Annotated in this window: 27 protein-coding genes and 1 riboswitch; of the genes, 14 read left to right on the top strand and 13 right to left on the bottom strand. The window is 65.0% G+C overall.

All coding sequences use genetic code 11. The annotated features are described in order from the left end of the window. Positions 1-86 precede the first annotated feature (86 nt). Positions 87-419, bottom strand: coding sequence for a VOC family protein (locus tag GDN70_RS29015; RefSeq protein ID WP_244611293.1), 333 nt, complete (start codon positions 417-419; stop codon positions 87-89). Between the two features lie 92 nt (positions 420-511). Here GDN70_RS29015 and GDN70_RS35215 point away from each other — a divergent pair, with 92 nt between their 5' ends. Together GDN70_RS35215 and GDN70_RS29020 are read left to right on the top strand one after the other, a co-directional pair. After that, on the top strand, positions 512-658 hold the full coding sequence (locus GDN70_RS35215) for a hypothetical protein (RefSeq protein ID WP_154694139.1): 147 nt from the start codon (positions 512-514) through the stop codon (positions 656-658). 15 nt (positions 659-673) lie between these two features. Then, a complete protein-coding gene (locus tag GDN70_RS29020) occupies positions 674-1,447 on the top strand; it encodes an enoyl-CoA hydratase/isomerase family protein (protein WP_152103349.1) in 774 nt (257 codons plus the stop codon). 38 nt (positions 1,448-1,485) lie between these two features. On the opposite strand, the gene GDN70_RS29025 is transcribed toward GDN70_RS29020, so the two are convergent. The 3 genes from GDN70_RS29025 to GDN70_RS29035 all read right to left on the bottom strand — a co-directional run bounded on the left by GDN70_RS29025 (position 1,486) and on the right by GDN70_RS29035 (position 6,267). Beyond that, positions 1,486-2,121: a hypothetical protein gene (locus GDN70_RS29025; RefSeq protein WP_028144198.1), complete on the bottom strand. Its 636-nt coding sequence runs from the start codon at positions 2,119-2,121 to the stop codon at positions 1,486-1,488. Positions 2,122-2,319: 198 nt separating this feature from the next. Beyond that, positions 2,320-5,142 carry an autotransporter domain-containing protein gene (locus GDN70_RS29030; protein ID WP_038972672.1) on the bottom strand — a complete coding sequence of 941 codons (2,823 nt, stop codon included), beginning with the start codon at positions 5,140-5,142 and terminating at the stop codon, positions 2,320-2,322. A 261-nt stretch (positions 5,143-5,403) separates the two neighbouring features. After that, positions 5,404-6,267: a DUF1194 domain-containing protein gene (locus GDN70_RS29035; protein WP_028144196.1), complete on the bottom strand. Its 864-nt coding sequence runs from the start codon at positions 6,265-6,267 to the stop codon at positions 5,404-5,406. A 273-nt stretch (positions 6,268-6,540) separates the two neighbouring features. Continuing rightward, positions 6,541-6,618: riboswitch (Fluoride riboswitch) on the top strand. 102 nt (positions 6,619-6,720) lie between these two features. On the opposite strand from GDN70_RS29035, the gene GDN70_RS29040 reads away from it, so the two are divergent. The 6 genes from GDN70_RS29040 to GDN70_RS29065 all read left to right on the top strand — a co-directional run bounded on the left by GDN70_RS29040 (position 6,721) and on the right by GDN70_RS29065 (position 10,497). Then, positions 6,721-7,929: an MFS transporter gene (locus GDN70_RS29040; protein WP_028144195.1), complete on the top strand. Its 1,209-nt coding sequence runs from the start codon at positions 6,721-6,723 to the stop codon at positions 7,927-7,929. A 19-nt stretch (positions 7,930-7,948) separates the two neighbouring features. Then, positions 7,949-8,338, top strand: coding sequence for a fluoride efflux transporter CrcB (gene crcB / locus GDN70_RS29045; protein WP_028144194.1), 390 nt, complete (start codon positions 7,949-7,951; stop codon positions 8,336-8,338). Between the two features lie 201 nt (positions 8,339-8,539). Continuing rightward, entirely contained in the window at positions 8,540-8,962 is a 423-nt protein-coding gene (gene crcB, locus GDN70_RS29050; protein WP_038950557.1) for a fluoride efflux transporter CrcB, read from the top strand. A 2-nt stretch (positions 8,963-8,964) separates the two neighbouring features. Beyond that, positions 8,965-9,306 carry a DUF190 domain-containing protein gene (locus tag GDN70_RS29055; RefSeq protein ID WP_028144192.1) on the top strand — a complete coding sequence of 114 codons (342 nt, stop codon included), beginning with the start codon at positions 8,965-8,967 and terminating at the stop codon, positions 9,304-9,306. Between the two features lie 44 nt (positions 9,307-9,350). Further along, positions 9,351-9,656: an ATP-dependent Clp protease adapter ClpS gene (gene clpS, locus GDN70_RS29060; protein WP_152103351.1), complete on the top strand. Its 306-nt coding sequence runs from the start codon at positions 9,351-9,353 to the stop codon at positions 9,654-9,656. Between the two features lie 79 nt (positions 9,657-9,735). Further along, positions 9,736-10,497: a hypothetical protein gene (locus tag GDN70_RS29065; RefSeq protein ID WP_038950559.1), complete on the top strand. Its 762-nt coding sequence runs from the start codon at positions 9,736-9,738 to the stop codon at positions 10,495-10,497. 12 nt (positions 10,498-10,509) lie between these two features. Here GDN70_RS29065 and GDN70_RS29070 read toward each other — a convergent pair whose 3' ends face one another. The 4 genes from GDN70_RS29070 to fabI form a co-directional block, all read right to left on the bottom strand. After that, on the bottom strand, positions 10,510-11,700 hold the full coding sequence (locus GDN70_RS29070; RefSeq protein ID WP_038972671.1) for an adenylate/guanylate cyclase domain-containing protein: 1,191 nt from the start codon (positions 11,698-11,700) through the stop codon (positions 10,510-10,512). 62 nt (positions 11,701-11,762) lie between these two features. Next, the gene (gene aroC, locus GDN70_RS29075; protein ID WP_038972670.1) at positions 11,763-12,851 is read right to left on the bottom strand and encodes a chorismate synthase; all 1,089 of its coding nucleotides are present in this window, start codon (positions 12,849-12,851) and stop codon (positions 11,763-11,765) included. 181 nt (positions 12,852-13,032) lie between these two features. Then, the gene (locus tag GDN70_RS29080; RefSeq protein ID WP_038972669.1) at positions 13,033-13,632 is read right to left on the bottom strand and encodes a histidine phosphatase family protein; all 600 of its coding nucleotides are present in this window, start codon (positions 13,630-13,632) and stop codon (positions 13,033-13,035) included. A 13-nt stretch (positions 13,633-13,645) separates the two neighbouring features. Then, on the bottom strand, positions 13,646-14,461 hold the full coding sequence (gene fabI, locus GDN70_RS29085) for an enoyl-ACP reductase FabI (protein ID WP_028144187.1): 816 nt from the start codon (positions 14,459-14,461) through the stop codon (positions 13,646-13,648). A gap of 173 nt (positions 14,462-14,634) precedes the next feature. On the opposite strand from fabI, the gene GDN70_RS29090 reads away from it, so the two are divergent. Next, on the top strand, positions 14,635-15,123 hold the full coding sequence (locus GDN70_RS29090; RefSeq protein WP_028144186.1) for an RNA polymerase sigma factor: 489 nt from the start codon (positions 14,635-14,637) through the stop codon (positions 15,121-15,123). Positions 15,124-15,229: 106 nt separating this feature from the next. Then, the gene (locus tag GDN70_RS29095; protein WP_028144185.1) at positions 15,230-16,000 is read left to right on the top strand and encodes an anti-sigma factor; all 771 of its coding nucleotides are present in this window, start codon (positions 15,230-15,232) and stop codon (positions 15,998-16,000) included. A 321-nt stretch (positions 16,001-16,321) separates the two neighbouring features. On the opposite strand, the gene GDN70_RS29100 is transcribed toward GDN70_RS29095, so the two are convergent. Next, the gene (locus GDN70_RS29100) at positions 16,322-17,284 is read right to left on the bottom strand and encodes a DnaJ C-terminal domain-containing protein (protein ID WP_028144184.1); all 963 of its coding nucleotides are present in this window, start codon (positions 17,282-17,284) and stop codon (positions 16,322-16,324) included. A 109-nt stretch (positions 17,285-17,393) separates the two neighbouring features. Continuing rightward, a complete protein-coding gene (locus GDN70_RS29105) occupies positions 17,394-17,801 on the bottom strand; it encodes an RT0821/Lpp0805 family surface protein (RefSeq protein ID WP_028144183.1) in 408 nt (135 codons plus the stop codon). Positions 17,802-17,914: 113 nt separating this feature from the next. Between GDN70_RS29105 and pdxH the strand changes: the two genes are divergently transcribed. Together pdxH and GDN70_RS29115 are read left to right on the top strand one after the other, a co-directional pair. Further along, entirely contained in the window at positions 17,915-18,556 is a 642-nt protein-coding gene (pdxH, locus tag GDN70_RS29110) for a pyridoxamine 5'-phosphate oxidase (RefSeq protein WP_038950564.1), read from the top strand. A gap of 26 nt (positions 18,557-18,582) precedes the next feature. Next, positions 18,583-19,335: an SDR family NAD(P)-dependent oxidoreductase gene (locus GDN70_RS29115; protein WP_038950565.1), complete on the top strand. Its 753-nt coding sequence runs from the start codon at positions 18,583-18,585 to the stop codon at positions 19,333-19,335. Between the two features lie 1,184 nt (positions 19,336-20,519). On the opposite strand, the gene GDN70_RS29125 is transcribed toward GDN70_RS29115, so the two are convergent. Next, positions 20,520-20,738, bottom strand: coding sequence for a hypothetical protein (locus GDN70_RS29125; protein WP_038972668.1), 219 nt, complete (start codon positions 20,736-20,738; stop codon positions 20,520-20,522). A 204-nt stretch (positions 20,739-20,942) separates the two neighbouring features. Then, positions 20,943-21,920, bottom strand: a complete 978-nt coding sequence (locus GDN70_RS29130; protein ID WP_028144018.1) for a magnesium transporter CorA family protein — start codon at positions 21,918-21,920, stop codon at positions 20,943-20,945. A 337-nt stretch (positions 21,921-22,257) separates the two neighbouring features. Between GDN70_RS29130 and GDN70_RS29135 the strand changes: the two genes are divergently transcribed. Then, entirely contained in the window at positions 22,258-22,944 is a 687-nt protein-coding gene (locus GDN70_RS29135) for a L,D-transpeptidase (protein WP_018321707.1), read from the top strand. Positions 22,945-22,980: 36 nt separating this feature from the next. Here GDN70_RS29135 and GDN70_RS29140 read toward each other — a convergent pair whose 3' ends face one another. After that, positions 22,981-24,102 carry an extensin family protein gene (locus tag GDN70_RS29140; protein ID WP_152103352.1) on the bottom strand — a complete coding sequence of 374 codons (1,122 nt, stop codon included), beginning with the start codon at positions 24,100-24,102 and terminating at the stop codon, positions 22,981-22,983. Positions 24,103-24,167: 65 nt separating this feature from the next. Here GDN70_RS29140 and GDN70_RS29145 point away from each other — a divergent pair, with 65 nt between their 5' ends. Continuing rightward, positions 24,168-25,796 carry a fatty-acid--CoA ligase gene (locus tag GDN70_RS29145; protein WP_038950567.1) on the top strand — a complete coding sequence of 543 codons (1,629 nt, stop codon included), beginning with the start codon at positions 24,168-24,170 and terminating at the stop codon, positions 25,794-25,796. Positions 25,797-25,970 lie beyond the last annotated feature (174 nt).

The following is a 25,970-nucleotide window of genomic DNA, read 5'->3' on the forward strand; positions in this document are numbered from 1 at the left end:
TGAGGAATGCCAGCAAGGCTGCGCCGGCATCGCCTCAGCCGGGTTCCGGGATACCCATGCCGAAGGTGAGTTGATTGCCATCGGCATCAACGATGTCGAAATCGCGCATGCCGTAATCGCGATCCTCCGGCTGGTTGATGGCCTGGCGCCACGGCCGGACAATTCGGCATAGAGCTGGTCGACGTCGCGGACGAAAATGCAGAGGCCGCCCTGCCCGGGCAATCGTTTCGTCCTGGCCGCTGCAAGCAGATGCAGAGCGACAACGTCGCGGCAGAGGCAGGCATAGGACAAGGGCGCACACCATATTCGAAGGTGACCTCGAACCCGAGCACGTCGCGGTAATAGGCGAGGCTCGCGGCGATGTCGGAGACGACGAAAACGGTGGCGGAGCCGGCCATCATGGGATGTTCGTCGGTCATCTGTCCTCTCCAAGTCGCGAGCAATCTCCCGCACGCAGCCTAGCATGCGCGCCCGAGGTCTTGCACGGGTCGCGCCGCAACGTAAGCTGGTCATGAAGCGGGCCCTCTTGCCGCTGACGATGCCGCATCTGACGGAACGGACTGACGATGTCTGGCGGCTGATCGGCGATGGCGCCCTTGCGGCCGCCCGCGAAGTCTTGCGCAAGATCGAGGGGCAGTTGAAGGCGCTGCCTCAATGAAGCATGGAGAACTCGGTGACATCTGACGACCCGGTCGTATACGAGCGTCTCGACGACATCGCCCGCATCACGCTGCGCCGCTCGCCCGTCAATGCGCTGAGCCTCGAGATGATCCGCGCAGTTGTTGCCGCCTTCCGCCGCGCTGCGGACGACGACGGCGCACGCGTGGTCGTGCTGGCGAGCGCAATTGCAAAACGTTTTTCGGCAGGCCTCGACCTCGACATCCTGCTTGGCAGATCCGGCGCCGAGATCCGGGAATTCCTCCAGGCGCTCTATATCGACCTTTACGATGCCCAGTACGGGCTCGGAAAGCCCTCGATCGCCGCGGTCGGCGGTGCGGCGCGGGGCGGCGGCATGACCATGGCGGTGTCCTGCGACGTGGTGCTGGCAGCCGAGAGCGCGACGTTCGGCTATCCCGAGATCGACGTCGGCGTCATTCCCGCGATCCACTACGCGCATCTGCCGCGCATCGTCGGACGACACCGCGCCTTCGAGCTGCTGTTCACCGGCCGGGTCTTCAGCGCCATGGAAGCACGCGAGTTCGGCGTGGTGAATCGCGTCATCGCGGATGCGGAGCTCGAGGCCGAGGTCGCGAAGCTCGCTGCGCAGTTCACCGGCAAATCAGCCGCGGTGCTGCGCATGGGCCGCGCGGCCTTCATGCGCCAGATCGATCTCGACTATCGCCGCAGCATTGCAAGCGCCGTGGACGATTTCTGCATCGTCGCGACGTCGGATGAGGCGCAGGAGGGCTTGAGGGCGTTCGTGGAGAAGCGGACGCCGAATTGGTGAGGACAGCAGGCCCGGCGCGTGTTCGGGGCGCCGCGCGTTCAGGCGGTCCTGTCGACGGAGGACGACGTGTCGGCCGGCGGATATTTCGTCACCGGCACCATGAAGGATTTCGTGCCGACCTGGTAGATGACCTTGCCGTTCTGCCCGTCATCGGTCGCGATCTGCGTCTGCCCGAACATGATGACGTTCTTGTAGACGTAGCCGGTGCCCTGGCGCGTGACGCCGTCGGTGGTGACGCTGACCTGCGCTTCCTTGCCATTGACCGCGAGCACCTTGAAGCTCGCGCTCTTGCCGTTGGCGCTGGAATAGCCGCCCCAGCTTCCCATGAGGCGGCTGTCGGAAGCCGGCGGGGCCTGCTTCTCGAGATTCGCGGTCTGCTTGCCGGCGCCCCCGAAGGAGAACAGCATCACCATGTTCTTGCCGTCCTTGGTGCCGACCGTGACCCCGCCAAAAGTGATAAGTGTGCCCTGAACCTCGGCAAAGCCGCGCTCGGTGTGCCCGTTATGGGTGTACTCGACCTGCGCCCGGGCGCCGCGGATGTTCACGACCTTGAAGCCGACGGGCTGGTTATTGCCCACCCAATTGCCCTTCCAGTCGCCGACCAGAGCACTCTGGTGATACAGCCGCTCGTTGGCGGGCGAAATCTGGTTGGTGCTCGATGTGACGGTGGCCATTGGACTGCTCGGAGACAGGTCTGACAAACCCGCTTTCGTTCGCCTCAGCAGATGTCAGGGTGCTGGCTCGAAACGGACAGAAACCACGCGATTAGGGACACGCGCCGGTTAACGATCGATTAATTTCAACTGCCGGGTGCGGTGGGGCAAATGATCTCATCTTCGGTAGGCGCGGGCATCGTCCGGACAACCCGAGTTCTAGAAGGCGAGCCTCAACCCGCCGCGCCCGCCATAAACCACACTCGAGTCCGACGCCTTCAGGTAGTCGCCAGAGACGAAGAAGCTGGCCGCGCCTCGGCTGAGCTCGAGGCCGCCTCCGCCCAGAACACCCCAGATCGTGTCGGCGCCCGGCGTTGCGAACGGAATGGCCTCGCCGAGCAGCGTGGCGTTCACCGCCGCACCGCCCACCCGTTGCGCGCCGAGCACGCCAACGCGGAGGCTCCCGGTGATCACCGCAAAGTCGGCGCTACGGATCGTTCCCGATAATTTCAGCTCAGCGCGCTCCTCGAGCTCCGACAGCCGGCGTCCGCCCACCGTCAGACTCGCCGTCGAAGCGCTCTCGTTGTAGCCGCCGAGGTTGCCGGCGAGATAGCGGATGCGTCCCACCGGGGTCAGCCGCCACGTCGTGCCGCCCATCTCGCCCAGCTCGATGTGACGCCCGAGACCGAGTTCGGGGATCGCGTACAAGCCGGCGTAGTCGCCCAGGGCAGTCTCGATCCCGGTCGGCGCCAGATTGTTGCTGACCACGCGGGAGCTATGTCCTGACAAGCGGCCGAGCTGGATCATCATGTCGAGGAAGGTGTCGCCGAACGTGCCGCGGGCGAAGGCGCCGCCGAACGCGACATCCGAGCTGACGCCGTTGAGATTGAGATCCTCCGTGCTCCGCATGGCGCCCGCGCCGACGAACGCGCCGAGACGAAAGAACGGATTGGCCTGCCAGTCTCCGCCGATGAAACCGCCCTGGAAGCGATTGACGGTGTGGAGCAGCGGGCCTGTTGCCGATTGATCTCGCTCGCCGGCGAAGCCGCGCGCCCACATGCTCACTCCGCCGCCATAGACGGCCGTCGGCCCCTGCGGCGTCATCACCGCGGCGAAGGCCTCGCGCGCGCCCTGCGCCGGTCTGACCGCCGTGGCGTAGCTCATCGCCGGTCTCGCAGCGGGCGGAGGCGGCTCCGCCAGCGGCAGCGCCGACGTCACCGCCGCGGAGAACGCCAGGATGTTGCGGTTGGTCGCCGCGAAAGGCGTGGGATCGACCGTGACGACCCGCGATCCCTGCACGATGTAAGGCCCCGCCGAAGTGACGGTCACGCCCGCGAGCGAGTTGAAAGTGTAATTGAAGTTGCCACCGCGGAAATCCACCCGATCGGCGCCGCCGCCGAGATCGATGCGGCCGATGATCCGGGAGCCGGCGAACGAAGTGAGCGTATCGGCCGCAGAACTTAAGGAAATCGCCAGGCTGCTGATATTCGCCGCCGCTATCAGGCCGGCATTGCTGATATCGGCCCTCAACGCATAGATCGCCGAAGCGCCGGGATCGCTGACCGACACCGTGCCGGTGTTGAAGAGCGTGAGATCGACGGTTGTGATCGCAATGCCCCGCCCCGCGATCGTGCCGGAATTGTTGATCGCGGCGATCCCGGCATCGATCGCAACCGAGTTGGAGAGGATCGCGCCGGAATTGTCGATAGTCGCCGAGCTCACCGAAACGGCGGAGACGCTTCCCGAGACGGTGCCGCTATTGACGAGCTTGACGCCAGAAAACGAAGCGATGCCGTAGGAGCCGCCGGAAATGCTGCCGCTGTTGGTGATGTCGCCGGCCCCGACGAGGTTGATGGCCCGCAAATTCCCGACGATCGAGCCGGAGTTGACGATGGTCGCGCTCGCGGCACTGAGGCCGTCGGAATTGCCGCGCACCAAGCCTGAATTCGTCAGCTTCAGGCTGCCGCTGAGATCGATGCCGGGGCCGCCGGTGGCGGTGATGGAGCCGGAGTTGGCGATGGTGGCCGTGGCGCCGTGAACACCTGACGTCACGCCGCTGATCGATCCGGAATTGGCCAGGGTGAGGGCCATAACATCGATCGCCGCCGCGGTGGCCGCGGCGATCGAGCCCGAATTGGTGATGGCGGCGGTCGGTGCGAAGATCGCCGTCGTCTGCCCGCTGATCACGCCCGAATTGACCAGCGCGAGGTTGACGAATGCATCGATGGCGGTGCCGCCGGTGCCGCTGATCGTGCCCGAATTGACGATGTTGCCAACGTTGGTGAAGATGCCGAACTGGCCCGAAACGCTGCCGGAATTGTCGAGGTTCAAGGTGAAGCCGGAGGTCGCGATGCCGATGCTGGCGCCACTGATCGTGCCGCGATTGGCGATCGTTGCGCCCGCGGAATCGACGGCGGTGCCGCCGGACAGGATCGTGCCGCTATTGTCGATCGTCGCGCCGTTCACCGACAAGGCGGCATTGTCGCCATACACCAATCCGCGGTTCGCGAGCTTGACGGTGGAAAACGAGAGAATGCCGTAATTGCCGGAAATGTTGCCGCTGTTGGTGATGTCGCCAAAGCCGCTCAGGCTGATCGCCTGGCCGGACGTGCCGACGATCAAGCCGGAATTGGCAATGGTCGCAGTCGCCGCGCGGACACCGTTCTGGCTGCCTTGCACGGATCCCGAATTGGTCAACGTCAGGCTGCCGCTGAGATCGATGGCGGTGCCTCCGCTCGCGAAGATCAGGGCGGAATTGGTGATCGTGGCCGTGGCGCCGAGAACGCCGGACGTGACGCCGCTCACCGTGCCGCGATTCAGCAGGCTCCCGGTATTGAAGGTGATGCTCGCGGCACCCGCCGTGACCGTGGCGCCGGTGTCCACGGTGACGTTCAGATTGGTGAAGCCGGCACCGCCGTAGCCGCCCGCCGTCGCGCCAGTGCAGACGGCCGACACATCGTTTCCGGCCGCGGGCGTGCATGCGGCTTCGGCCCGTGCCGTCAGCAGCATCGAGACGGAAGCGCAGGCGGCGGCGATCGCCACGCAGCGTGCTGCTACGGCGCCAATTTTCGAAGCCATGTGTGCTGGGAATGATGCGGCAATTGCGTGTGCGAGATGGGAAACGAAGAGAAACGAACACTCAACTCTTAGGTTGCTTTGCAACGGCCGGCAATCGAGTTGGAACCGGGTCGAACGCGGCTCGCCCGGGTTGTGGCTAATCCGCCACAAAGCCGACTGCGACGCTACCGTCATCGCGATCGTCGCCACGAGACGGCAGCGAGCATTGGCGACGTAGCACGCCGCTCAGCGCCCCCAGCGGTCCGACCAGATCTTCTCGCCGATCAGGCAGTTGACGCGCGGCTCCTTGTCGGCGACGGGCATCACGGGGCGCTCCGGCGTGCGGCCGGCGACCTCCATCAGCAGCTTGGTGCGGATCGCCTCCTTGAACTTGTCGCGGTCCTTGATCGTGATGACGAAGGAGCCCGGACCGCCGATGACGCAGTCCTCGTAGTAGAAATCGAGATTGTCGATATCCATGGTCGAATAGGACGGCTCCTTGACCATGATCGGCAGGCCGTTGATGACGACGCCCTTCTCCAGCGCGGCGTCGCGCGCCACCGTGACCGGACCGCCATTGTTGTTGGGGCCGTCGCCGGAAATGTCGATCACACGGCGCAGGCCCCGATAGGGATCCTCGTCGAACAGCGGCATCGCGAACGTGATCGCACCGGAGATCGAGGTGCGCGAGGCGCGCCGGATCGGCGTCTTCATGATCTCGGCGGCGACTGCATCCGCCGTCTCCGGGCCGTCGATCAGCCGCCAGGGAATGATGATCTTCTGGTCGCTCGAGGCGGCCCACTCGAAATAGGTCACCGCGATCCGGCCGTTCGGTCCGAGCTTCAGCGCCTGAAGAAATTCCTTCGACTGGATCGCCTGCGCATAGCCTTCGCGCTGGATCGCGAGTTCGTCCATGTCCATGGAGTAGGACACGTCGACCGCGAGGATCAGCTCGACGTCGACCGTCTGCGCGTCCCTGTCGGCCGCAAACCGCTGCGGCTGGTTCTTTGGCGGTTCAAATTTTGGTCCTGGTGCCGCGATGCCCGCGACGTCCCCTCCGGCAAACATGCCGGCAACCAGCACAGCCCCGATCGAGAACAGCAAACGCATCGCAGTCTCCCGTCGTATGACGCGATGGTGACATGCAATCGCCGAGCCGCAAAGGGCGAAGATCGCTTGCGCTTCACATTCGAGTTAGGAAGCTGCGGGTCGGGACTGTGCACGCCCTTGCGCGAAGCTGCCGCCGTGTTGCCGCGCTCGCGCCGCTGGAACGCGCCAGATTGCTCGCATCATCGGGGCCCGCGTTGCGCAAAGCCGGAACGACGAGCCGCGGGACAGAGCGCCCCACCTACTTGTCCGGCCCGATTTCCATGCTAGGTTGGCCATACAGATGGGGATGGAGTCCCCCGATAACCGCCCGCCGGTCGATGACCGTGGTGGGCTGATGACTCCTGCTTGAGGAGGGGCAAACTTTGGGCCTCTGCCTTCGGCGGGAGCATGGACAAACCCGCCGATGGCGGGTTTTTTGTTGTCTGGCGACGAAAGCCGGGAGAAGGCGAAGACGTGACGACGACGACACCGAATGCTGCACGTAGCGCCCTACCCAGAGGGATCTGGGTGCTCGGCTTCGTCTCGATGCTGATGGACATCTCCTCCGAGATGATCCACGCGCTCCTGCCGGTCTATCTCGTCACCGTGCTCGGCGCTTCCACGCTCACCGTCGGCTTCATCGAGGGCATCGCGGAGGCGACGGCCTCGATCACCAAGATCTTTTCCGGCGCATTGTCCGACTGGCTCGGCCGGCGCAAGCTGCTCGCAGCGCTCGGCTACGGGCTCGCGGCCTTCACCAAACCGCTGTTCCCGCTTGCCCCCAGCGTCGGATGGCTGGTGGCGGCGCGCTTCATCGACCGCGTCGGCAAGGGCATTCGCGGCGCGCCGCGCGATGCGCTGATCGCCGATATCGCGCCTCGCGGCCTGCGCGGGGCGAGCTTTGGCCTGCGGCAATCGCTCGACACCATCGGCGCCTTCGTCGGACCGCTCGTGGCGATCGGCCTGATGTGGTGGACCGCTGACAATTTTACCGCGGTGTTCTGGGTGGCGGTGCTGCCGGCCTTCTTGTCGTTCGGCTTGATCGCGTTCGCGGTGAGCGAGCCGGAGCCGGATCCGAGCCGGGAGCCTGCAGGGAATCCGCTCAATCTCGCCGCGATGCGGCAGCTCGGCACGGTTTATTGGCGCGTCGTGGCCGTCGGCGTCGTCTTCACCCTCGCGCGCTTCAGCGAGGCTTTTTTGATCCTGCGGGCACAGAATATCGGGCTCAATGCGATGTGGGTGCCGGCGGTGCTGGTGCTGATGAACATCGTCTACGCGCTGTCGGCCTATCCGGCCGGCGTGCTCTCGGACCGGATCAACCGGACCGGCCTGCTCGCGCTCGGGCTCGTTTTCCTCGCGTGTGCCGATCTTGCGCTGGCGCTGCTGCCGAGCCTTGGCGGACTCGCACTCGGCGTCGCGCTGTGGGGGCTGCATATGGGACTGACGCAAGGCCTGCTCTCGGCCCTCGTCGCCGACGCCGCGCCGCCCAGCCTGCGCGGCACCGCGTTCGGCTATTTCAACCTGTTCACCGGCCTTGCCTTGCTGGCCGCGAGCGTGATCGCCGGCGCGCTGTGGGACGCCTATGGTCCGGCAGGAACGTTCTTTGCGGGGCTCGGCTTCGCGCTGGTCTCGCTCGTGGGACTATTGGCCGTCGGCAACGGTCTGGCAGCGGAGGACAAATGAGGATGAGAGGTCGTTCGTCGTGCTGAGCGGAGCAATCGCCATCATGGTCGGCAGCGTGCTCGGCGGCTGCGCACGCTATTTCGTTTCCGGCGTGATCGCGCGGCGGCTGGGCGAGACGTTTCCGTGGGGCACCATGACCATCAACGTCACCGGTGCCTTCCTGATCGGCATTTTCGGCGCGCTGGCGACCCATCCCGGCTCGGCCTTCGCCGCGCCCAATCCGTGGCTGTTCGCGGTGACGGGATTTCTCGGCTGCTACACCACGGTGTCCTCGTTCAGCCTGCAGACGCTGACGCTCGTGCGGAGCGGCGAACCGATGCATGCGCTCGGCAATGTCGTGTTCTCGGTCGGGCTCTGCCTTGCCGCCGTCAGCTGCGGCTTCCTCCTTGCGGACGGTCTGGGAGGCTAACGCGATGGCATTTGTCGAAGCGTTGGCCAGGCCGCGGCTTCACCTCGCCCCGCTTGCGGGGAGAGGTCGGAATCTGCGTGAAACGCAGATTCCGGGTGAGGGGGACTCTCCGCGAGTCCAACTGCCACCTCCCTCGTGGAGAGCCCCCCTCACCCCGACCCTCTCCCCGCGCGCGGGGAGAGGGAGAAGGGCTAGAGGCCGATGAACTCTCCCGCCGAGCGCTGGCGCACTGCGATGCTTTACGGCTGGGTTGCTGTCGGCAGCATCGTCGGCGGGCTGACGCGCTATCTCGTCGGGCTCGCGCTCGACACCGGGCCGGGCTTTCCCTTCGCGACGCTGTTCATCAACGCAACGGGCTCGCTGATCATCGGCTTCTACGCGACGTTGACCGGCCCCGACGGCCGTCTGCTGGCGCGGCCCGAGCACCGGCAATTCGTCATGACCGGGTTCTGCGGCGGCTACACCACCTTTTCGACCTTCAGCCTGGAGACCTTCCGCCTGTTCCACGGCGGCATGAGATACACCGCGCTCGCCTATATCGCGGCGTCGGTCATCTGCTGGCTGGTGTCGGTGTGGGCAGGCCATATGATGGCGAGCCGCTACAACCGCTTGACGAGGAACTGACCATGCAAATCCCCAATCAGGCAGTTTCGCTCCGGATCTTCATCGGCGAGAGCGACCATTTCGACGGCAAGCCGCTTTATGAAGCGATCGTGATGACCGCGCGCGAGCGGCACCTTGCCGGCGCCACCGTGCTGCGCGGCCCCATGGGCTTCGGCAAATCGAGCCGGCTGCATACGTCGAAGATCCTGCGGCTTTCTGAAGATTTACCGCTCTTGATCGAGATCGTCGACAGCGAGGACAACATCAACGCATTCCTGCCCATCCTGGATGGCATGATGTCGAGCGGGCTGATCACCTTGGAGAAGGTGCAGGTCCTGCAATATGGTGCGAAGGCCGCAGGCTGATCGCTGCGGCGGGGAACTCGAGCCCGCCGTGTCCGGGAGGCGGAATGAACAATACTGTCACCAAGCCGAAGACGCGGACCAGGACCAAGGTCGAGCGGCTGAAGCTGCACAAGGTCATCCTGATCAACGACGACTACACGCCGCGCGAATTCGTCACCATGATCCTGAAGGCCGAATTCCGCATGACCGAGGATCAGGCCTACAAGGTGATGATCACCGCGCACAAGCTCGGCGCCTGCGTCGTCGCCGTGTTCACCAGGGACGTCGCCGAGACCAAGGCCACCCGCGCCACCGACGCCGGCCGCGCCAAGGGCTATCCGCTGCTGTTCACGACGGAGCCGGAGGAGTAGCGGCGCTATCTGCCCGCTTCGGGTCAATTTTAGCGATCCGCGCTACCGCAGGTTCAATCTCCTGTGTCACCACAACGCGATGACAGTCGCACTGCGCAAACAGCTCGCGCTCGAGCCCGCCCGCCCCGAAACCTCGTTCGGTCCGTTCAAGCTCCTGCATGCCCTGCCCTGGCTGATCCTGGCGGCTGCAATGCGGGTGATCGCGTTCGGCGGCGGCGCCGTGGCACTGCCGGCCATCATCGTTTCCGACATTTCGGTGCTGCTGGCGTTCTTTGCGACGGCACGACAATCGATCGAGGCGGCCGGCGGCCAATCCTCGCTCGGCACGCTGACATTGGGCGACCAGTTCAAGCTCTCCTTCTCGATCCTGTGGCGGATCATGCTCGTGATGATCGCTGCGGCGCTCAGCGCCGCAGCGATCGGCTATGAGGCTTCGTATCATCTGATGGCAGGCCTCGACGGCATGGCATTCGACCAGTTCACCCATCCCGGTCGATTCTGGAGCGCATGGATCGCCGCACTCGTGCTGCTCATGATCGTCCGTGCCGAGCGCGACGACGGCAAGGTCGCCCTGTTTGCCGCCATAGGCGAATTCGCGCGGCGCGGACTGTGGCTCGGCGCCGCCGTCATCGTCCTCGGCAGCGTCAACGTCGCCCTCGCCTATGGACAGGAAACGGTGCGCAGCGCGATTTGGAATTTCTGGCAGACCTCGTCGGCGACCCAGTTCAGCAAGAACCTGATCTATTTCGTCTTCATCTTCAGCTTTGCCATGCTGCGGCTGTGGATCACTCTGACGATCCTGACGCTTGGGCTGAGGCAGTCGTATGTGCGCGCTGATTAGTTCCGCCGACCGCTAGGCCATCACAACCGGTGTCTCCTCGCCGAGCCCGTACACGCGCTGCGCCTTGGAAAACCCCGCGATCGGAAACTCGCCGAGCTCGCGCCAGTCGTGGCGGCAGACATTGGCAAAACCTTCCGAGGCAACGACCGTCCGCCCCAGGCGGCCCGTGATCTTCTCGAGCCTTGCGGCAAGGTTCACGGCGGGACCAATGCAGGTGAAGTCGAGGCGGTTGCCGCCGCCGATATTGCCGTAGAGGATGTTGCCGACGTGCAGCGCGACGCCGAAGCGGAAGCGCTCGACGGCCTCGCCAACCGGAAAGGCCAGCGCCTCGACGCTGGCGCGGGACTCGCGCGCCGCTTCCAGCACGCGCGTGCAGACATGGGCGGCATCGCCGACATATTCGTCGATCGGGAACACAGCGAGCAGGCCGTCGCCCATGAATTTCAGCACTTCGCCGCCATGGCCGCGGATCGCAGTGACCTGACAGTCGAAATAGTGATTGAGGATCTCGACCACGGTCTCGGCCGGCAGCCGGTCCGACAGCGCGGTGAAGCCGCGCAGATCCGACAGCCAGATCGCGGCCTGCATGGTGTCGTTGTGACCGCGGCGGATCTGGCCGCCGAGGATGCGCGCGCCGGCGCGGTTGCCGACATAGGTGTCGAGCAGCATCTCGGCGGTGCGGCGCAGGCTGATGATCTCGCTGACGCGCGCCAGCGGCGTCACGATAGAGCGGATCGCCGCGATGTGGTCGTCAGTGAAGCCGCCGGGATGCCGTGTCACCCAGCTCGTCGCGTGGACCGAGCCGTCGAGAAACGGCATCGGCACCGCGATGTAGTCGGTCGCTCCTTCGGCGCGCAGGTCGTCGAGGATCGGAAACCGCTTGTTGTCGGGATCGCCGATGCGCCCCCTGACCTCGATCCCCTGCTCGAACACGATGCGGAGCGGGCTCGCGGCGAATTCGGGCGTGTCGAGGATCTCGAAATCGACGGTGCCGATCTCGACCTCCTCGCCCTGCCGCCAGATGAAGTTGCGGCCGAAGATCTCCGGATGCAGCGTGCGGATGAAGATGCCGAACCGCCAGATTGGCAGGCCGGCTTCGACCAGATGCTCGCAGACGTCCGCGATCATCTCGGCCGGGGTGCCTGACGACCGCGCGCCGTCGATCAGCCAGTTGGTGATGCGCTGGAGCTCGGAGCTTTGCATGCCCGCATTTGCGGACGAAGTTGTAGCGCCGTCAAGCTGCGCGGTGGGCTAGTACCGCGACATCAACGCCCCACCTGCCCGCGATCGCGCAAAAAGTGGTCGGCGAGCACGCAGGCCATCATGGCTTCGCCGACGGGGACGGCGCGGATGCCGACGCAGGGGTCGTGGCGGCCCTTGGTGAAGATTTCGGTGTCCGCGCCCTTGCGATCGACGGTCCGGCGCGGCTGCAGGATCGAGGAGGTCGGCTTCACCGCGAAACGCACCACCACCGGCTGCCCCGTGGATATGCCGCCCAGCACGCCGCCGGCATGGTTGGACAAAAAGCGCGTGCCGTCATTGCCGGTGCGCATCTCGTCGGCATTCTCCTCGCCGGTGAGCTCGGCGGCGCCGAAACCGGCGCCGATCTCGACACCCTTCACCGCGTTGATGGTCATCATCGCGCCCGCCAGATCGGAATCGAGCTTGGCGTAGATCGGCGCGCCAAGGCCGGCCGGCACGCCTTCGGCGACCACCTCGATCACCGCGCCGATCGAGGAGCCGCTCTTGCGGATGCCGTCGAGATAGGTCTCGAAGAACGCGGCCTTGTCCTTGTCCGGGCAGAAGAACGGGTTTCTTGCGATCTCGTCCCAGTCCCACTTCGCACGGTCGATCTTGTGCGGGCCGATCTGCACCAGCGCGCCGCGCACCTTCACGTCGGGCAGCACCTTGCGCGCGATGGCACCGGCGGCAACGCGCGTCGCGGTCTCGCGCGCCGAGGAGCGGCCGCCGCCGCGATAATCGCGCAGGCCGTATTTGGCCTCATAGGTGAAGTCGGCGTGACCGGGCCGAAACTTGTCCTTGATCTCGGAATAGTCCTTGGAGCGCTGGTCGGTGTTCTCGATCAGGAGCCCGATCGGCGTGCCGGTCGTCACCTGCACGCCGGTCTCCGGATGCGCCATCACGCCGGAGAGGATCTTGACCTGGTCCGGCTCCTGGCGCTGGGTGGTGAAGCGCGACTGGCCCGGCCGGCGGCGATCGAGGTCCTGCTGGATGTCGGCCTCGGTGAGCGGGATCATGGGCGGACAGCCGTCGACCACGCAGCCGATTGCCACCCCATGGCTCTCGCCGAAAGTGGTGACGCGGAACATGTGGCCGAAGGTGTTGAAGGACATCGCTGCTCGCTGGCTCGGTTCCGGCGTGTGGTAACGCGCCCTCGATGGAGGGTCAAATGCGTACCACATTCGTCATGGCCGGGCTTGTCCCGGCCATCCACGTTCTAGCTGCCGCGAGCGCGAAAGTCCGTGGATGCCCGGGACAAGCCCGGGCATGACGGCGGAGATTGGGGCGGCACCGTTAGCTATGCTTCTCCAGCCGGCCGTCGCGGAACACGTAGACGGCGCCCTGCTCGATATAGAGCTCGGCGGCACTGACGGGGGTCTCCAGGCCGAGTGACACCATCAGGGCCCGGCAGGTCCCGCCATGGGCGACCGCGACGATGTCGGTCCGCAGCTGGTCGTACCAGGCGCGAACGCGGACCTGCACGTCGGCATAGGTCTCCCCGCCGTCGGGGCCGACCGTCCATTTGTCGGCGAGGCGTCTGGCATAGACGCCGGGATCCTTCGCCTCGCTCTCGGCCAACGTCAGACCTTCCCAGACGCCATAGCCGATCTCGCGCAGGCGATCGTCGAGCGCATAATCCGCCACCGGCAGCTCTAACTTGGCGCGCGCGAGTTCCATGGTCTGGCGCGCACGGCCGAGCGGGCTCGACACATAGGGTAACGCCGCCTTGTCGCGGCCCTCGCGCTTGAACAGATCGGCGAGAATGCTGCCGGCCTGCACGGCCTGACCGCGTCCATGAGCGTTCAGCGGAACGTCCTTGGTGCCCTGAAGCCTCCCGAGCGCATTCCACTCGGTCTCACCATGGCGAAGGTAATAGATCGTGGGCACGGGCATTCCGGATTTGAGGCTAGTCCTTGCCGCCGAACGAGATGTCCGGCGCGTCCGGGCGCTTCATGCCGAGCACGTGATAGCCGGAATCGACGTGATGCACTTCGCCGGTGACGCCGCGCGAGAGGTCGGAGAGGAAATACAGCGCACTGCCGCCGACGTCCTCGGTCGACACGTTGCGCCGCATCGGCGCGTTGGCCTCGTTCCACTTCAGGATATAGCGGAAGTCGCCGATGCCGGACGCCGCGAGCGTCTTGATCGGACCTGCCGAGATCGCGTTGACGCGGATGTTCTTCTCGCCGAGGTCGGCGGCGAGATAGCGCACGCTGGCCTCCAGCGCCGCCTTGGCGACGCCCATCACGTTGTAATGCGGCATCCACTTCTCGGCGCCGTAATAGCTGAGCGTGATCAGCGAGCCGCCGTCGGTCATCAGCTTCTCGGCGCGCTGCGCCACGGCCGTGAACGAGTAGCAGGAGATCAGCATCGACTTGGAGAAATTCTCCTGCGTGGTGTCGACGTAGCGGCCGTCGAGCTGCTCGCCATAGGCGATCGCGTGCACCAGGAAGTCGATCTTGCCCCATTTCTCCTTCAGGACCGCGAACGCGGCATCGATGGTCGCGGCATCCGTGACGTCGCAATGGCCGAGCACGAGACCATCGATCTCGGCGGCGAGCGGCTCGACGCGCTTCTTCAGCGCATCGCCCTGATAGGTAAAGGCGAGCTCGGCGCCGGCGGCGTGGCATGCCTTGGCGATGCCCCAGGCGATCGAGCGGTTGTTGGCAACGCCGAGGACCACTCCGCGCTTTCCTTGCATCAGACCCGAATTCTGCGCCATTTTTGAACGTCCCGTCGAACTCTTGGTGAGGTCTGGAGGTACACCAGCCCTCCCCTGCGGTACAGCCCTAATACGCCGCGTTAACGCTGTTTCGAGCGCCGGAATAGCCGTTCCGTTCGGGTGTTATGATCGCTATAGGCGCTCGCGCCTGATACCAGGACGTCAAGACCGCAATGAGTGCGTTTCGCCAGAGTGTGGAAGCCATGATCCCGGCGTTGCGCCGCTACGCCCGCGCGCTCACGCGCGACGCGGACGCGGCCGACGATCTGGTGCAGGACACGCTGGTGCGAGCACTGCGTTCGGAGCGATTGTTTCTCGGAGGCGACGTCAGGAGCTGGCTCTACACGATCCTGACCAACCTCAACAAGAACCGGCGGCGCTCGCTGGCGAGGCGGCCGCAGTTCATGCAGCTGACGGAGAACAACCCGGATGCCAGCGGCACCGAAGCCGAAGGGCGCGACATCGAGAGAGCACTGGCCACGCTCGTCGAGGAGCAACGCTCGGTGTTGCTCCTGGTCATGCTGGAAGGCATGAGCTACCGCGAGGTCGCCGACATCCAGGGCGTGCCGATCGGCACCGTGATGTCGCGCCTCGCCCGCGCCCGCGCCCACGTCAAGGCCTCGCTGGAGGGCGAGCGACCGACGCTCAGGCGGGTGAAATGATGGCAGGGTTGATGCATCGCGTGTCATCCGCCAGCAGCATGAAGATGAGCTACGCGACGTCGAGCTTTGAACGACATTTAAGGCCACAGAGCCAGAGACGATTGATATGAACGACCGCAATATCCCAGTGACCGAGGACGAACTGCACGCCTATGTCGACGGCGAGCTGCCGGCCGAGCGCCGCGCCGACGTCGAGGCCTGGCTCGCCGCCCATCCTGAAGAGGCCGAGCGCGTGCAGTCCTGGCGCGCAATGGCGGAGATGCTGCACGCCCGCTACGATGCCGTCGCCCAGGAGCCGGTGCCGGCCCGGCTGGAGCTCGAGCGGCTGGAACGCCGCCCGCGGCAATGGCTCTATGGCGCCGCGGCGGCGGTGCTGGTCGCCTTCGTCGCCGGCGGCGCCGCCGGCTGGGTCGGGCATGGCGCCGCCAATGCCCCCTCCACCTTCCGAAGCTTTACGGCGGACGCGCTCGACGCCCACCGCCTCTATGTCGTGGAGGTCCGCCACCCCGTCGAGGTCGGCGGCAATGAGCGCGACCACCTGCAGGCCTGGCTGACCCGGCGCTGCGGCTGGACCGTGTTCGCGCCGAACCTGGAGGCGAGCGGGCTGAAGCTCGTCGGCGGCCGGCTGTTGCCGGGACCGAACGGTCCGGCCTCGTTCCTGATGTATGAGGGCGCCTCGGGCGAGCGCTACACGATCTACACCGCCAAGACCGAGAATGGTGCGACGCAAATGCGCTACGCCAAAACGGACAAGGACGGCGCGTTGTTCTGGGCCGAGCGCGGCGTCGGCTACGTCGTCAGCGGCGGCGGTGATCGCGACCGGCTGACCCGAGTGGCGCAGGCGGTGTATGATCAGGCCGAGAAAAACGGCACCTAGACAGCCGCTCGAGGGCGGTGCCTAGATTCCGTCATTGAAAATTTGGAATGAAGACATCGGCGCGTCTCATTATCGCACCGGATGATCACGCGAAAATGAGCAGCGTTCGATCCGCCGATCGACGCGGGCGGCCTCGATTGGGGTTTTTGGTACCGCGCTGGTCCCCCTCTCGAGGCCGCACCTTTTTATCGGCTGCCCCGCCGGGCAACCGACACGTCTCGAACGTCAGCGTCGAAGCGCGAGCCGCGCTTCAGGCGTATGTTGAGCATCATCCTTTTGGGAAGAGAATGCTCCGATCGTCGGGATGACTCGGCTAGCGCCCTAGCCGAGCCCGCTACGTGGATTGTAGGGGTGTTGGTCCCGCCACTTCTCCATCAATGCTTCAAGCTCGGCGTCGTTCCCGTCCGGTAGCATAATCCTGATGGTGACGAAGAGATCCCCGGTTCCGCCAGATTTCGGCAATCCCTTACCTTTGAGGCGGAAGGTCCGGCCACTGGAGGTATTTTTCGGAACCGAAAGCTCCACGGCATTGCCGAGGGTGGGCACGCGGACCTTGGCTCCGAGCACCGCCTCGTAGAGCGTCACCGGCAGATCGATCCGCAAGTCGGCGCCCTCGACCTTGAAGTGGGCGTGCGGCGCGATGTTGATGGTGATCAGGAGATCGCCAGGCGGATGGCCCTGCGCGGACTCGCCCTGTCCCCGGAGCCGGATCTGCTGGCCCTCAGTGACGCCGGCCGGAATCTTGACGTTGAGCTCCTTGCCTGTCGGCAGCCGGACGCGCTTCTCGCCGCCCTTGACCGACTCTTCCAGCGAGACGGACATGGCGACATTCACGTCGAGATCGAGCCCGACGCCGCCGGTGTCGAATTCGAACTGCCCGGCGCCGCCGGCCCCAGGCCGGGCGCCGCGCATCCCGCCGCCGAACATGCTGTTGAGGATATCCTCGAACGCGCCGCCGCCCTGGCCGGGACCGCCGCCGGAGCGGAACGTATAGCTTTCGAACCCGCCGGGGCCGGCGCGGCCGCGCGGCCCGCCACCGCCCGGAAAACCCTGGAAGCGCGGCTTGCCGTCGGCGTCGATCTCGCCGCGGTCGAACTGCTTGCGCTTGTCCTCGTCGCCGATGATCTCGTTCGCCGAGTTGATCTCGGAGAAGCGTTCGGCGGCCTTGGGGTCGTCCTTGTTGCTGTCGGGATGATGCTTCTTGGCAAGCTTGCGATAGGCGCTCTTGATCGCGGCAGCGCTGGCGCTCCGCGGCACCCCCAAGACCTCATAGGGGTCGCGCATCCGTCACGTCTCCTTCAAGAAATCGAATTGTTCAAAGGGCTCCCCGCCCCACCTGCAATCCATGTGGGGAGAGAGTGGCATTTTTGCAACTAGGGGCGCGCGCCGAATCCTAGCTCCGCCACGGCTTTAGCGTATGAATCTCCCAACGGCCACGGGTGCTTTGGCAGCCGGCACCCTGGAGCCAGCTTTCGGTCGCCCCGTTGACGTAGCTCGCCAGGAAATCGCGGCATTTGCGGCCGTCCTCGGCGGCATAGGACTGCGCGATCGGCGTCACCGAACCGCGCGCGCCGGTCTCCGGATTCTCCCAATGCTGGCTGGAATCCCTGTCGCCCTTGCTAAGGACGTCGGAGGCGGCGTTGCGGGCGAAGGCGAGATCGGTCTCGGTCGGCGGGGCGTCCTTCGCCGGCCGCGCGATCGAACCGGTGAGGTCGCTGTCGTCGGCCCTGGCGTAGGCACTCTTGTCATTGCGGGAAAAGCTGCATCCTCCGGCACCGAGCCCGATGAGAATGATCGTCATGACAAAGCCGGACGGCCGGATCGCCGATAGGCCAACGGGTCCCCATGCCCTATATAGGGCGGTAGCGGACGACAACGCGTTTTGGGCCGCGGGACGCAACTCGGACTCCAGACATGACCGACACGACCTCGATGAAACACCAGACACCCTTAACATCCGGTGATTTCACCGCCGCCGACGAGCCATTTGCGCTGTTCGAGGCCTGGCTGAACGAGGCGATCAAGAGCGAGCCGAACGATCCGAACGCCATGGCGCTCGCAACCGTCGACCCCGACGGCTTGCCTGACGTGCGCATGGTGCTGATGAAAGGCTTCGATACCGAGGGTTTTGTCTTCTACAGCCACATCGCCAGCCAGAAGGGCCGCGAACTCGCCTCAAATCCTAAGGCAGCGTTACTTTTTCACTGGAAGTCGCTGCGCCGTCAGGTCCGCATCCGCGGCAACGTGACGCCGGTGACCGAGGCCGAGGCCGACGCCTATTTCGCCACCCGACCCAAGCAGGCCCAGATCGGCGCCTGGGCGAGCAAGCAGTCGCAGGAGCTGGAAAGCCGCTTCGCCTTCGAACAAGCCATCGCGAAAGTCGCGGCCAGATACGTCATCGGCGAAGTGCCGCGGCCGCCGGGCTGGAGCGGCTGGCGCATCACGCCCTCGCGGATCGAGTTCTGGCACGACCGCCCGTTCCGCTTGCACGACCGCATCGAATTTCGCCGTGACGCGGCGGGCCAGAAGTGGTCCAAGACGCGGATGTACCCCTAAGCTTTAGGCCGACCTGAAAGATGTCCATGCCGCATTCGTCCAATGCGCCGCGCCGCACACTGCTCCTGACCGGAGCCAGCCGCGGCATCGGCCATGCCACCGTGATCCGCTTCTCCTCGGCGGGCTGGCGCGTCATCACCTGCTCGCGGCATCCGTTTCCGGAGGACTGCCCGTGGGACGCGGGGCCCGAGGACCACATCCAGGTCGACCTCGCCAACCCCGCGGATACCACGCGCGCGATTTCCGACATCCGCAACCGGCTCGAAGGCGGCACGCTGCATGCGCTGGTCAACAATGCCGCGATCTCGCCGAAGGGCGCGGGCGGCTCCAGGCTCGGCTCGGTCGACACCGATCTCGACACCTGGACGCACGTCTTCCATGTCAACTTCTTCGCGCCGATCATGATGGCGCGCGGGCTGATCGAGGAATTGAAGGCGGCCAAGGGCTCGGTCGTGAACGTCACCTCGATCGCGGGCTCGCGCGTGCACCCGTTTGCGGGCGCCGCCTACGCCACGTCGAAGGCCGCGCTCGCATCGCTGACGCGCGAGATGGCCTCCGATTTCGGCCGCGTCGGCGTGCGCGTCAACGCCATCGCACCGGGCGAGATCGACACCTCGATCCTGTCGCCCGGCACCGAGAAGATCGTCGAGCAGCAGATCCCGATGCACCGGCTCGGCACGCCCGACGAAGTGGCCAAGATCATCTACGTGCTGTGCACGGACACCTCGTCCTACGTCAACGGCGCCGAGATCCACATCAACGGCGGCCAGCACGTGTAGTCCGTTCGCGTCATTGCAGTGACGCAACAAGGGCGACAACCTCGCTCTCTCGTGTCCCGGACGCGTTGCGGCACGCAGTGACGCTGCGCAGAGCCGGGATCCAGGGGCGGCTCGGCACGCGGCGAGGTGGGCCCCGACTCTGCAGCGCACCGTCCACCCGGACGATGCTTCGCATCGCCGGGATGACGCTGCGCTGCGTCCGGGGCACGAGAACGGAGTGTGGCGCACATTGCGATGCTCCAGTGCACATCCCAGCGGCGGTGCCCGTAGGGCAAAGGCGCATGGCGCCGTGCCCACGAATTTAACCAATACGGGAGAGTGGTGGGCACGCTGCGCTTTGCCCACCCTACGACATCGAGATTGTGGCACGCAGCTCAAGTAGCAGACACGGCATCGCGGCCTCGCGGCGCAATTCGCCCGAGCTTTGCCTGGTCTCGCTACCCTCTAAATCCAAGAGGGCGCAGGGAAGGCCGGGTGCCCAGCTCGCACCCGCGGTCTGCTGCGCAATAGGCACACGCAGAAGAACCGCACAGCAGCATACAGGTGTGGCCAATCACTCGGCCTTCCCTGCGCAGTGGCTGGACGGCTTATGCCGTGATCTCCCGGGAGCCGACCATTCCTTCTGGCCTCCCTCGCCCCGCGAATTGATGATGCAGTCTGCCCGGTTGGGCTCGCTCGCACCTTCGCAGGACTTGACCGTAGCAACGACGGCCAGGACCACACGGTTTTGCCGTACGCACGGCCCGCCATTTCGCCGCAGTTTTCCCGAGCCCTGTCGACAAAGCCGGAAACTTACAGACGAGACGAAGCCTGACAGCGCCGCTCGTCGCACGAAGCCTCGGGCTCACAGGGACACCCCGCCCTGCCCGCGCCTCTCGTGCCGACGCTGCCGCGTCCACCGCAAGCCCGGCTCGCGATGCGTGACGACACATGATCGCCCCTCTTGGTGAGCCGGGATGGGCAACACATACGCCGAAACCGAATTTCGGTAAAGTGGAATATTTTCGGCGACGAGGATTGACAGAGCGCGACACAGGTCCCGCTTTCGGCTGGATGGGCGGTTCAGTCGCTCTCCAGCGCACCCGCCAATCGGACGTCACAGCCGATTGCCCTGAAGAGAAAGGGAAGCAAGGCGATCCAGACAACGCCGCCGCAAGACCTGGATCGCCCTCGCCTTCCGTTCCTCAATCGATTCGAATCCGACGTGACCTGTCGCGCGGCCGCGGAGCGGCCGTGCTGAATGCGGTCGAGCAGTCGTCGTCGTTCTCACCGTCGAGCAGCGGAGCACCACAGTGCCGGCACATGCGTGCCGACATCGACGACGCCTTGCCGCTCGCCAGGACCTGACGATAGTTCGCCAGGTCGATGACGTTGCGGGGCGACGTTATGTGTTTTTCAACCATGGTTGTTCCTCGCGGCTACGCACTGCTTATCGCAGACAAGTTTCGCGCAAACGTTCAGCCCACCGCTCAAATTTTACCGGAGGAATTGCGGCACGGCGAACACATCACGGCGCGGCCTCAATCCCGATCTATTCTGCGACACGATTCACCGTGTCTGTACGACCGGCGTAAGGTCTCGGTAGCTATTTTCCGAGCGCGACGAGATCAGAGCCACTTCTTCCACTTGAAGAGCCAGTACGGAAGAATCGCGGCGACAAGCATCATCACCAGCGCCATCGGATAGCCGTGCGCCCATTCGAGTTCCGGCATCATCTTGAAGTTCATGCCGTAGATCGAGGCGATCAGCGTCGGCGGCATCAGCACGACGGCCATGACCGAGAACAGCTTGATGATGTTGTTCTGCTCGAGATTGACGACGCCGAGCATGGCATCGAGCACGAAGGTGATCTTGCTGGAGAGATAGGAGGCGTGGTCGGTCAGCGAGGAAACGTCACGCTGCATGGTCTTGAGCTGCTCGCGCATGTCCTTCGACCATTTCACGCCCTCCACCACCGCCGAAAGGAAGGTGACGACGCGGCCGATCGACACCAGGCTCTCGCGAACCTTCGAGGTCAGATCGCCTTTGCGGCCGATCGAGATCAGGATCTGGGAATACTGCTTGGCGTGACCGTGGCGCTCGCTCTCGGGCTCGAAGATGTCGTGGCTGACCTGGTCGATCTCGGCGCCGCAGCGCTCCAGGATGTCGGCGCAGCGGTCGATCACGGCGTCCAGCAGTTCCATCAGCACCATCTCGCCGGTAATGGAGGGCGTGCAGGAGCGGGCGAGCTTGGCCTCGACCAGGGCGAACGGCTTCGGCAGGTCGTAGCGCACCGTCACCAGGCGGTGGTCGCCGAGGATGAAGGTCACCGCCGTGGTCCGGGGCATGTCGGTATCGGAGTGGCACATCAGCGTCGCGGTCATGTAGCGGGCGCCGTTCTCGATATAGAGACGGCTGGAGATCTCGATCTCCTGCATGTCTTCCCGGGTCGGGATGGCGATGCCGGCGAGCCGCTCCACCGCCTTGTCCTCGGCCGCGCTCGGGTTGACGAGATCGATCCAGACCGCGCTTTCCGGCAACGCGGTAAGATCTTCGATGACAACCTTCTTCAGAACGGACTCTGAGGGAACAAACACCGAAAACATGCACGACTCCAGAGAACCTGCGACAGAATGACAGCCCTTAGCGCGATTCTGACAAGTTCACGATGACAACCACATTAACGGAGCGTTGGCATTTGTGGCGGTGCCATGGCTCAACTGTGGCACGGAATCGACAGTCCGGCCCCCTTTGGCCCAAAAATCTTCACGGGGCCGCAAAACTTGCGGCAGAAAAGCCACAGCTTGGGTCTCGCAGCGCGGGATAAGGCCTTCAGTGCTGGAATTGTGGCAGATTTCAACGATAATGGGATTAACGGAGTCGAGGAACTTGGGCGGTAAGCTCAGGCCTTCCGCACGGTATTGTTTTGATTGGAACCAAATCATGTCGTCGCTGAAAGTTAAGTTGGGAATTCTGGCCGCCGGCCTGATGCTGTCGGGCTGCATGCAGGCCACGCATTTCGAGGCGACCGACACCAAAGCCTTCAAGCCGAAGGACAAGGAACTGCTCGCCAAGGTTCGGTACGAGAACACCCCGGTTGCGGAGCCGTTCCGCCGCGCCATCGTCCAATACCACCGCAAGGAATCGCCCGGCTCGATCGTGGTCGATTCCGACAATCACTACCTCTATTACGTGCTGGATGGCGGCAAGGCGATCCGTTACGGCATCACCGTTGGCGAAGAGGCCATGGCCTGGTCGGGCATCGCCAAGGTGGGCAGCAAGACCGAGTGGCCGGCCTGGCACCCCACCCCCGGCGAAATTTCGCGCCTGGGCGTGCCGACCTATGTCGCACCCGGCCCGGACAATCCGATGGGCTCTCGCGCGATTTACCTCTATTCCGGCGGGAAAGACACGTTGTTCCGCATCCACGGCACCAACCAGCCGGAATATATCGGCGCCTCGATCTCGTCGGGCTGCATCCGCCTGACCAACGAGGACGCGATCGATCTCTATGATCGCGTCAAGCTCGGCACCCTCGTCGTGGTGCTCGAGCCGAAGCACGGCGATTCGCCCTACAATTCGCGGCTGGCGCTCGGCGGCAGCCAGACCGGCCAGGCGGGCAGCTACTGATCGCCTGCTGATCTCTGAGATCCAAAAGCGCCGGTTTCACCGGCGCTTTTTTGTTGCCGGCTTGCGAGGCTGGGACTTGCTGCCGTCGGCCGCCGGCTTTTTCGCAGGCGCCGCGGACTTCTGGACCGCCTCGTCGTCGGCTCCTTCCTTTTCTTCAGGCTTGGCCTCGGGCTTGACCTCGGGCTTGGCCTCGGGCTTGGCCGCGACCTCGCGCGGTGGCGCCTCCTCGGGGCGTTCCGCCGGCAGCAGCGGGGCGACCTGCGGCAGGGGATCCCAGACGTTCCACTGGCAGATCCGGTAGTCGTTGCGCCGCTGCGCCAAATCCAGATGGATATGGTCCTCATGGTACCAGTCCGAGCCCGGGCCGAGCACGGTGGAAAACCGCGCGCAGACCGAGTGCAGCACGCGCTCGCGCACCTCGCGCGACATGGTGCGGTCGGTGAGGCCGATCGACTGCCCATTGGCCAGCTTGATGCCACGGACGTCGAGGGCGTTGGCCTTGCCGTGCTCAGACAGCAGCGCGCCGACGACGCGGTTGCGTCCGCGGCACTCGAACGAATCGAAATTGTCGAGTTCGCCAATGGTCGAGCCGAGGCTGGTGGCCAGCGGCGCCATGTCCTTGCGCAGCCAATCGGCGATCGCCGACGCCATGGTGCAGCGAAGGATCGCCGCCGGCTTGACCGTCACCTTGCGCTTGTCCGGCAGGACGACGGCTTCCAGCCGCACCAGATCCTCGCCGCCACAGGCGCCGGGGCCGCGGATATCCGGAATCGAGGGTGCGATCGCGATCTCCTCGGTCAGCGCGAGACGGCAGGCCGAGACCGGCTTCTGGGCCGGTGCCGCAGCCTCGGCGGGCTTGTCGGCGCCGGGTTTGTCCGCCGAAGGCTTGCCGTCCGCCTCCGGCGGGGCCTCGTCCGCTGCCTTGGGCGCGTCCTCGGGGCGCGGTCGCGGCAGCGGGATCCTGGCGGAATGAACCGCGGGGCGCGGCCGTGGTGCGGCGATACCGAAGATATCCAGCGGGGACGTATATTTTCGCGCCTCTGCCCTCTCGGCGAGCACGAGCGACAGCCCGAGCACAGCGGTAACCATTGCCGCGCCAGCGGACATATAGCCGCGACAAGACCATTTGCGGCGAAAGTCCGGCAGGCTAAAACTCATGACAATTCTTTGGCCCAACGCTGAGAGCGACAACGCGCCCAGCGACTTCTCGGAGGAACGTCGGAATGCTTGGTTTGATGCAAGATTGGCCCCTGCTCTGCCACCGGATCATCGAACACGCCGCCAAAATTCATGGCAAGCAGGAGGTGGTTACTCGCTCGGTCGAGGGACCGATCCATCGCACCAATTACGCCGAGATCCACAAGCGCGCGCTCAAGGTCTCGCAGATGCTGGAGCGCGACGGCATCAAGCTCGGCGACCGTGTCGCAACGATCGCCTGGAACACCTGGCGCCATCTCGAGGTGTGGTACGGCATCATGGGGATCGGCGCCATCTGCCATACCGTCAATCCCCGCCTTTTCCCCGAGCAGATCGCCTGGATCATCAACCATGCGCAGGACCGCATCGTGATGACCGACATCACCTTCGTTCCGGTCCTGGAGAAGATCGCCGACAAGCTGACGAGCGTGGAACGCTACGTCGTGCTCACCGACAAGGCGCACATGCCGCAGACGACGCTGAAGAATGTGGTCGCCTACGAGGACTGGATTGCGGAGGCCGACGGCAAATTCAAATGGAAGGACTTTGACGAGAACACGGCAGCGGCGATGTGTTACACGTCGGGCACGACCGGTGACCCGAAGGGTGTGCTGTATTCGCATCGCTCCAACGTGCTGCATGCGCTGATGGCCAACAATGTCGACGCGCTCGGTACCAGTGCGTCCGAGACGATGCTGCCGGTGGTTCCGCTGTTCCATGCCAATAGCTGGGGCATCGCCTTCTCCGCGCCCTCGCAGGGCACCAAGCTGGTCATGCCCGGCGCCAAGCTCGACGGCGCCTCGGTCTACGAGCTGCTCTCGACCGAGAAGGTGACGCACACCGCCGGCGTGCCCACCGTGTGGCTGATGCTGCTCCAGCACATGACCGCCAATAATCTCAAGCTGCCGGACCTGAAGATGGTGATCTGCGGCGGCTCGGCGATGCCGCGCTCGATGATCAAGGCCTTCCTCGACATGGGCTCGAACGTGCGTCACGCCTGGGGCATGACCGAGATGAGCCCGATCGGCAGCGTCGCGGCGCTGAAGCCACCGTTCCAGAACGCCACGGGGGATGCGCGGCTCGACGTGCTGCAGATGCAGGGCTATGCGCCCTTCGCGGTCGAGATGAAGATCACCGACGATGCCGGCAAGGAGCTGCCCTGGGACGGCAAGACCTTCGGCCGCCTCAAGGTCTCCGGCCCTGCCGTCGCCAAGGCCTATTACCGTGTCGAAAGCAGCATCCTCGACGAGGACGGCTTCTTTGATACCGGCGACGTCTCGACCATCGACGAGGACGGCTACATGCGGATCACCGACCGCTCCAAGGACGTGATCAAGTCCGGCGGCGAGTGGATCTCCTCGATCGACCTCGAAAACCTCGCGGTCGGTCATCCGGCCGTGGCGGAAGCTGCCGTGATCGGCGTGTTCCACCCCAAATGGGACGAGCGGCCGCTCCTGATCGTGCAGCTCAAGCAGGGTCAGCAGGCCACCCGCGAGGAGATCCTCAAATACATGGACGGCAAGATCGCCAAATGGTGGATGCCCGACGACGTCGCCTTCGTCGAAGGTATTCCGCACACGGCCACCGGCAAGATCCTGAAGACGGCGCTGCGCGACCAGTTCAAGGATTATCGCTTCCCGAACGCGGCGGCGTAAGCGCGCTCGGGGCCACCCTCCCCTGGAGGGTCCGGGACGAGCGGAGCTCGCCCGTGGGTCGGCTCACATGAAGCGAAGCGCAATGTGAGACGGGGTGGGGTGATCTCTCCACACGGTCACCGCCTCAAATGGAGACACTGTCACCCCACCCCGCTCGCGCTCCGCGCGATCGAC

It is taken from the genome of Bradyrhizobium sp. TM102 (assembly GCF_009176685.1).
Taxonomy (GTDB): Bacteria; Pseudomonadota; Alphaproteobacteria; order Rhizobiales; family Xanthobacteraceae; genus Bradyrhizobium; species Bradyrhizobium ottawaense.

Excerpts from the sequence above, each read along its gene's own strand:
- GDN70_RS29015 (WP_244611293.1), bottom strand. The coding sequence starts at position 419 with ATGACCGACGAACATCCCATGATGGCCGGCTCCGCCACCGTTTTCGTC.
- GDN70_RS35215 (WP_154694139.1), top strand. The coding sequence starts at position 512 with ATGAAGCGGGCCCTCTTGCCGCTGACGATGCCGCATCTGACGGAACGG.
- GDN70_RS29025 (WP_028144198.1), bottom strand. The coding sequence starts at position 2,121 with ATGGCCACCGTCACATCGAGCACCAACCAGATTTCGCCCGCCAACGAG.
- GDN70_RS29035 (WP_028144196.1), bottom strand. The coding sequence starts at position 6,267 with ATGCGTTTGCTGTTCTCGATCGGGGCTGTGCTGGTTGCCGGCATGTTT.
- crcB (WP_038950557.1), top strand. The coding sequence starts at position 8,540 with ATGAACTCTCCCGCCGAGCGCTGGCGCACTGCGATGCTTTACGGCTGG.
- GDN70_RS29055 (WP_028144192.1), top strand. The coding sequence starts at position 8,965 with ATGCAAATCCCCAATCAGGCAGTTTCGCTCCGGATCTTCATCGGCGAG.
- clpS (WP_152103351.1), top strand. The coding sequence starts at position 9,351 with ATGAACAATACTGTCACCAAGCCGAAGACGCGGACCAGGACCAAGGTC.
- GDN70_RS29065 (WP_038950559.1), top strand. The coding sequence starts at position 9,736 with ATGACAGTCGCACTGCGCAAACAGCTCGCGCTCGAGCCCGCCCGCCCC.
- GDN70_RS29070 (WP_038972671.1), bottom strand. The coding sequence starts at position 11,700 with ATGCAAAGCTCCGAGCTCCAGCGCATCACCAACTGGCTGATCGACGGC.
- aroC (WP_038972670.1), bottom strand. The coding sequence starts at position 12,851 with ATGTCCTTCAACACCTTCGGCCACATGTTCCGCGTCACCACTTTCGGC.
- GDN70_RS29080 (WP_038972669.1), bottom strand. The coding sequence starts at position 13,632 with ATGCCCGTGCCCACGATCTATTACCTTCGCCATGGTGAGACCGAGTGG.
- fabI (WP_028144187.1), bottom strand. The coding sequence starts at position 14,461 with ATGGCGCAGAATTCGGGTCTGATGCAAGGAAAGCGCGGAGTGGTCCTC.
- GDN70_RS29090 (WP_028144186.1), top strand. The coding sequence starts at position 14,635 with ATGAGTGCGTTTCGCCAGAGTGTGGAAGCCATGATCCCGGCGTTGCGC.
- GDN70_RS29095 (WP_028144185.1), top strand. The coding sequence starts at position 15,230 with ATGAACGACCGCAATATCCCAGTGACCGAGGACGAACTGCACGCCTAT.
- GDN70_RS29100 (WP_028144184.1), bottom strand. The coding sequence starts at position 17,284 with ATGCGCGACCCCTATGAGGTCTTGGGGGTGCCGCGGAGCGCCAGCGCT.
- GDN70_RS29105 (WP_028144183.1), bottom strand. The coding sequence starts at position 17,801 with ATGACGATCATTCTCATCGGGCTCGGTGCCGGAGGATGCAGCTTTTCC.
- pdxH (WP_038950564.1), top strand. The coding sequence starts at position 17,915 with ATGACCGACACGACCTCGATGAAACACCAGACACCCTTAACATCCGGT.
- GDN70_RS29115 (WP_038950565.1), top strand. The coding sequence starts at position 18,583 with ATGCCGCATTCGTCCAATGCGCCGCGCCGCACACTGCTCCTGACCGGA.
- GDN70_RS29125 (WP_038972668.1), bottom strand. The coding sequence starts at position 20,738 with ATGGTTGAAAAACACATAACGTCGCCCCGCAACGTCATCGACCTGGCG.
- GDN70_RS29130 (WP_028144018.1), bottom strand. The coding sequence starts at position 21,920 with ATGTTTTCGGTGTTTGTTCCCTCAGAGTCCGTTCTGAAGAAGGTTGTC.
- GDN70_RS29135 (WP_018321707.1), top strand. The coding sequence starts at position 22,258 with ATGTCGTCGCTGAAAGTTAAGTTGGGAATTCTGGCCGCCGGCCTGATG.
- GDN70_RS29140 (WP_152103352.1), bottom strand. The coding sequence starts at position 24,102 with ATGAGTTTTAGCCTGCCGGACTTTCGCCGCAAATGGTCTTGTCGCGGC.
- GDN70_RS29145 (WP_038950567.1), top strand. The coding sequence starts at position 24,168 with ATGCTTGGTTTGATGCAAGATTGGCCCCTGCTCTGCCACCGGATCATC.